Here is a 5,624-nt window from a genome sequence, read left to right as displayed (position 1 = left end):
CAGGACACTCGTCCGAGTATTCAGGGTACGTTTAAGGAGAATCGTGATGTGGGATTTATGGTTGGACCGCGCCAAGCCTCTGGTGCCTGTTATGGTGATTGAAGATCCGGAAGACGCGGTGCCGATGGCGCAGGCGCTGGTGCAGGGCGGTGTGCGTCTGCTGGAAATTACCCTGCGTACCCGCCATGGACTGGAAGCCATCACGCGGATAAAGCATGAAGTTCCCGGAGCTATTGTCGGCGTGGGCACCGTAACCAGTGCACAGCAGATGGAAGATGCACTGAACCGGGGCGCCGAGTTCGTTGTCAGTCCGGGCATTTCGCCGGAGTTGCTGGAATGTGCCCGTCGCTGGGGAGGCCCTTATCTGCCCGGTGTGGCAACCCCGAGCGAAGTGTTGCAGGCGCGGGCTGCGGGCTTTAAATATCAGAAGTTTTTTCCGGCCGCCGCTGCCGGAGGCATCGAGATGCTGAAAGCCTTTTCAGGCCCCTTTGCCGATGTGAAATTCTGCCCGACCGGCGGTATTGGGCAGAAAAATTATCAGGATTATCTGGCACTGAATAATGTTTTTGCGGTGGGCGGCAGCTGGCTGACACCGGCAGAGGCCGTCTCGGCACGAAACTGGCAAGCCATTACCACCATGGCCATTGCCGGATAACTGAGAACCTATGGATGACCCAATACTGAGCGGTTTTAAACAACGCCTGGAACGTATTTATTCTGAGCGGAATGACCTGCAGGAGCTGGCGCAGAATATTCTGCGTCTGTGCCAGCAGTTTTCTGACAATGCAGCCCGGCAGGAAAGTGCAGTCAGGGCGGAACGCTGGTCGGAACAGGACGTTATTCTGATCACCTACGGCCACAGTATTCAGCACAGTGGTGAGATTCCGCTGCAGACACTGGGCGATTTTTTACGCGCTCATTTGCAGGACACGGTTAATAATGTGCATATCCTGCCGTTTTTTCCCTACAGTTCGGACGATGGTTTTTCGGTAATTGATTACCGTCAGGTCAATCCCGACTGGGGCAGCTGGGAGGATATCAGTGCCATCGCCAGAGATTTTGATCTGATGATGGATCTGGTGATCAATCATTGTTCGCGTGAGAATTTATGGTTTGTAGATTACATCGCCAACCGCGAGCCCTACAGTGATTATTTTATTGAAACAGATCCCGCAACCGATGTTTCGGCGGTCACCCGTCCGCGTAATACACCATTATTAACCCCGGTTCATACCCACCGTGGCGTACGTCATGTCTGGGCTACTTTCAGTGAAGATCAGATCGATCTAAATTTTGAAAATCCCGCCGTTTTACTCGAATTTATTCAGATATTACTGTTGTATGTGGAGCGTGGTGCGCGCTTTATTCGTCTGGATGCCATTGCTTTTTTATGGAAAAAAATCGGCACCCGCTGTGTGCATCTGCCGCAGACCCATGAGGTGGTAAAACTGCTGCGTGATGTGCTCGATTATGCCGCACCGGAAGTGGTTTTAATCACCGAAACCAATGTGCCGGTCGCTGAAAATCTGAGTTATTTCGGTCAGTCCGATGAAGCGCATATGGTTTATCAGTTCGGCCTGCCACCGTTGGTTCTGCATGCCCTGAACCGCGGTAATGCCAGCTTTCTGACTGATTGGGCGGATAAAATACCGCCACTGCCGCCGGGCTGTACTTATCTGAATTTTACCGCTTCCCATGATGGGATCGGAGTGCGCCCGGTGGAAGGGATTTTACCTGAACGTGAAGTGCAGGACCTGATTGATTCCATGCACCGTTTTGGTGGCTTTGTCAGTATGAAAGCCAACCCCGATGGCAGTCAGAGCCCTTATGAAATCAATATCAGCTTGTTTGATGCCTGCATGGGCACACGGCGTGGCAGCGATCATTTTCAGGTGCAGCGTTTCCTTTGTTCGCAGGCCATTATGCTGGCCCTGAGGGGAATTCCGGCGTTGTACATTCACAGTCTGGTCGCCACTCCGAACGACCTGGATCATGTTGAACAAACCGGCCGCACACGTTCCATTAACCGTAAAATCTGGGATAAACATGAACTGGAATGCCTGCTGAATAATCCGGTGACACCCCAGGCGGAAGTCTTTACGGAATTACGCCGTATAATCAGAATACGCCGTGATCAGAAGGCTTTTCACCCGGATGCCAGGCAGGACATTGTACGGATTAATTCCGATTTATTTATTGTTAAGCGCACCAGCGTGGATAACAGTCAGACACTGTATGCGCTGTCAAATGTGACGGAGCGTATTCTGCAGCTGCCATTGGCCAGTCTGGGCTTTTTACCCGGTGGACTGACCGATCTTCTGAGTCATCATGAGGCGGATATTGCCGCAACGGAGATATTAACCCTGGCGCCGTATCAGACGGTATGGCTGACGCAGAGTCTGTAAGGGGAATACATCAGCGGCTGAGGCCGCCGATCATCAGGCGGAGAATCTCGTGCCGCCAGGGCTCTATTTGCTCATCGCTGAAGTCATTAAGCGCGACATGTTTAACCGTTTCCATCAGCATAGCGGTGACCAGTTGTGCGGCGATGGCGGTATTCATTTCGCTGCGCAGAAAGGCTTTGCTGATACCGTTTTGCAGATAGTAGGCGGTAAATTCAGCGAATAATTCCTGAATGCGGTTTACCGCATCACTGATGTCGGCATCCACCCCATAGGATTCATAAAAAGCGATGCGTGCCAGTTGCGGCCGTTCGCGGAAAATAGCAATTAACCGGTCAGCAATACGCTCCAGTTGCTGCTGATATTCAGCCAGCGAGTTGGTGTTGGGTGGGTCCTGCTGCACGACGGTCGACATCTCACTCAGCAGCAGATTCAGAATTTCGTTAAAAATATCCCGTTTGTTTTTGTAGTAGCGGTAAACCGTGCCATGACCAATACCCAGGCGGGTGGCGATATCGGCAATGCCACTGGCATGGAAGCCTTTTTCAGCAAAAATATCGATGGCTGCATCCAGAATATCCTGGCGGCGGCGGGCAATTTTTTCAGGTGACGCGATATTAGCCATAACTATCCAACGGTTTACCACAGGCGGTGACTGCGGTGTAAAAACGGAAAGGGACGTCATTTTTGAGGGCATCATCGCATATTGTCAAATACAGAGGTCGGTGTTTTTTTTGATAGCAAAGAATTCTTAACCCTTATAGGGCTGCCTGTGTATATTGTTGTATATGTCTTGTATAGGTATTGGTCTGCGGACACAGGAGAAGTGATATGACTACGTCAGAACTTAAAAAAGCACTGCGTCAGGGGGGAGTGGATGTCAATATCCTCACCAATGAGGGCGATCTCTATCTGGTACAGGTGGACTATATGGGGCGTCTTAGCCTGCTGATGGAAGATGGCATGCCGGTACGTTTCCGCGGCTTATCGGAGTGTTCCGGAAAGCTGGCCAGCCTGGGTGTACGCAAAGGTTTTATGGTACAGCAGTTACCCTACGACGAGATGATCAATAACGCAGAGCGCCCCCAGGCTGACCGCCTGCCGATGTATTTTCACTGATACATGTTAATTAATGGCAGGCCGCCGGCAGACAATCACTGACCCCGTCAGTGATTGTCTTCTTCGACAGCTTCATAGATGCGGTCGAGAATATCGGGTACGGCTGAGATTACCCGGTTCCAGCTGGGAATAAAGGGCGTTTCCATCGGGTTGGCGAGGAAATGTTCACCGGCAGCCATAATATTTTCGGCAAACAGTTCCACCGCTTTTTCTTCGGCATGGCGATCGAGTGTTAAACCATTCATCCGCGCGTCGTTGTAATAGGTTTCAACAAAATCCAGCGCAATGCGGAAGTAGGTGGCTTTAATTGAGCGGAAGGTTTCGGTGGTAAAAATTTCTCCCTGAGTGGCCAGCTTACGGAAAATGGCTTTGCAGATGTCGGTGCTCATTTTCGACAGTCCCCGGCTGGCGTCTTCTTCCGACAGAGGCTGGTGTTTATGGTCATACACATCGGCAATATCGACCTGGCAGATGCGATTGGTTGAATAGTTCCGCTTCATTTCTGACAACACGCCGATTTCCAGCCCCCAGTCGGAGGGAATGCGGATATCGTTCAGCACATCGGTACGCATGGAAAATTCACCCGACAGCGGATAGCGGAAGCTGTCGAGATATTCCAGATAATCGAGAGAGCCATAGACTTTTTTCAGTGCGCGGATTAACGGCGTTACCAGTAAACGGCTGACCCGGCCGTTGAGTTTCTGTGCAGCCACGCGGGCATAAAAACCTTTGGCAAATTCATAGTTAAATGCCGGATTGGCCACCGGATAAATCAGCCGGGCCAGCATACTGCGCTCGTAAGTCACAATATCGCAATCGTGCAGGGCTACGGCTTCGGCGCGCCCGGAAGCCAGTACATAGCCATAGCAGTACCAGACGTTACGGCCTTTACCCATTTCTTTCGGCGCCAGACCTTCGTTCTGCAGCAACTCATCAATTTTGCGCAGGCGCGGGCCATCGTTCCATAAAATGCGATGATGCTGCGGCAGGCGCGAGAAAAACTCCCGGGCATGGGCATATTCTTTTTCATCGGCGCGATCAAGGCCAATCACGATTTCGTTAAGGTAGGGGACTTTGGCAACGTCGTTAATAATGTTGTCCAGTGCCGGGCCGCTGAGTTCGGAGTAGAGAGAGGGCAGCACCAGCGACATGGGCCTGATACGTGAAAAACTGATGAGTTCTTTTTCTAATTCGTCCAGCGGACGGTCAACCAGATTATGCAGAGTGGTAATAATGCCGTTCTGATAAAAATCAGCCACTATGAGCCTCCTTGAACAGGTCATCTAACAGGGAAAGTAAGGTTTCATTCCAGCCCGCCGGTCCGGCTTTACTGGCAATCCGCAGCTGTGGGTGCTGCAGTTCGAGGGTGTTTTTTATACCGGGAATCACAATGGCGTAGTCGGCGGCGCTGAGCATGGCGCGGTCATTTTCGCCATCACCCAGGGCGATAACTTTCACCGGCTGTTGCCATAACGCTTCGTAATGATGACGGCAGAACTCCAGACCGTGGGCCTTATCGTTAGGCCCCATCACATGATGAAAACGGCCGCCACTGAGCAAACGCAAGTTGTGGCTGCTCAGAGCCAGACGAAATTCTGCGAGCTGCTCATCGCTGCCAGTCCAGACCAGAGGCTCGGACGCGCTGCGCTGTTTTGCCAGGTGAGCGTCTTCTACCGATAAACCGGTTAATGCCGCTACTTCGGTGGCGGTCATATCGTTAAAACCACGGAACTGAAAACCCTGCTGACGCAGACTGTGCAGCACTTTCAGTATGGCCAGATAACTGCTGTGCAGAATCTCGCTGTTGTAGCCATTACCGTTGCTTTTCGGAATAAAAATCGCACCGCCGTTTTCGCAAACAAAGGGATCGTGATTGTCCAGCGTTTCTCTCAGAAGCAGCATTTCGGCAAAGGTTTTACTGCTGTTAAATACGCAGGGAATATTCAGGCTGTGCAGTTTTTTTAAGGCTTTTTCCGCCGCCTGTGCGCTGTAGCTGTGATGGTCGAGCAAACAGCCATCAAGATCGGTGACCACAACCAAAGGCAGTTCCGGTGGAGTCTTGTACGGATGTGTGGATGTATTCATGGCTTATCCACCTCCGGG

6 protein-coding genes are annotated in these 5,624 nt (G+C 51.6%); 3 read left to right on the top strand and 3 right to left on the bottom strand.

Translation table 11 applies throughout. The features are described from left to right. The first annotated feature begins 46 nt into the window (after window positions 1–46). On the top strand, window positions 47–655 hold the full coding sequence (eda, locus tag B3P58_RS15840; protein WP_145470386.1) for a bifunctional 4-hydroxy-2-oxoglutarate aldolase/2-dehydro-3-deoxy-phosphogluconate aldolase: 609 nt from the start codon (window positions 47–49) through the stop codon (window positions 653–655). A 10-nt stretch (window positions 656–665) separates the two neighbouring features. Then, complete coding sequence (locus B3P58_RS15835; RefSeq protein ID WP_286718976.1) at window positions 666–2,405, top strand: sugar phosphorylase; 1,740 nt, start codon at window positions 666–668, stop codon at window positions 2,403–2,405. A gap of 10 nt (window positions 2,406–2,415) precedes the next feature. On the opposite strand, the gene B3P58_RS15830 is transcribed toward B3P58_RS15835, so the two are convergent. Further along, window positions 2,416–3,027 (bottom strand): TetR/AcrR family transcriptional regulator, encoded by a 612-nt coding sequence (locus B3P58_RS15830; RefSeq protein ID WP_286718975.1) that lies wholly within the window; start codon window positions 3,025–3,027, stop codon window positions 2,416–2,418. Window positions 3,028–3,233: 206 nt separating this feature from the next. On the opposite strand from B3P58_RS15830, the gene B3P58_RS15825 reads away from it, so the two are divergent. Beyond that, entirely contained in the window at window positions 3,234–3,521 is a 288-nt protein-coding gene (locus B3P58_RS15825) for a DUF6482 family protein (RefSeq protein WP_225690694.1), read from the top strand. A gap of 47 nt (window positions 3,522–3,568) precedes the next feature. Here B3P58_RS15825 and B3P58_RS15820 read toward each other — a convergent pair whose 3' ends face one another. Continuing rightward, entirely contained in the window at window positions 3,569–4,780 is a 1,212-nt protein-coding gene (locus B3P58_RS15820; RefSeq protein WP_145470393.1) for a glycosyl transferase, read from the bottom strand. Beyond that, the gene (locus tag B3P58_RS15815; RefSeq protein ID WP_286718974.1) at window positions 4,773–5,606 is read right to left on the bottom strand and encodes an HAD-IIB family hydrolase; all 834 of its coding nucleotides are present in this window, start codon (window positions 5,604–5,606) and stop codon (window positions 4,773–4,775) included. The genes B3P58_RS15820 and B3P58_RS15815 overlap by 8 nt, the downstream gene beginning before the upstream one ends. Window positions 5,607–5,624: the final 18 nt, after the last annotated feature.

Source organism: Thalassolituus sp. UBA2009, from assembly GCF_002335285.1.
Classification (GTDB): domain Bacteria; phylum Pseudomonadota; class Gammaproteobacteria; order Pseudomonadales; family Oceanobacteraceae; genus Venatoribacter; species Venatoribacter alkanivorans.
The sequence above is the reverse complement of the archived record's forward strand: the minus strand, read 5'-3'. Positions and strand labels throughout refer to the sequence as shown.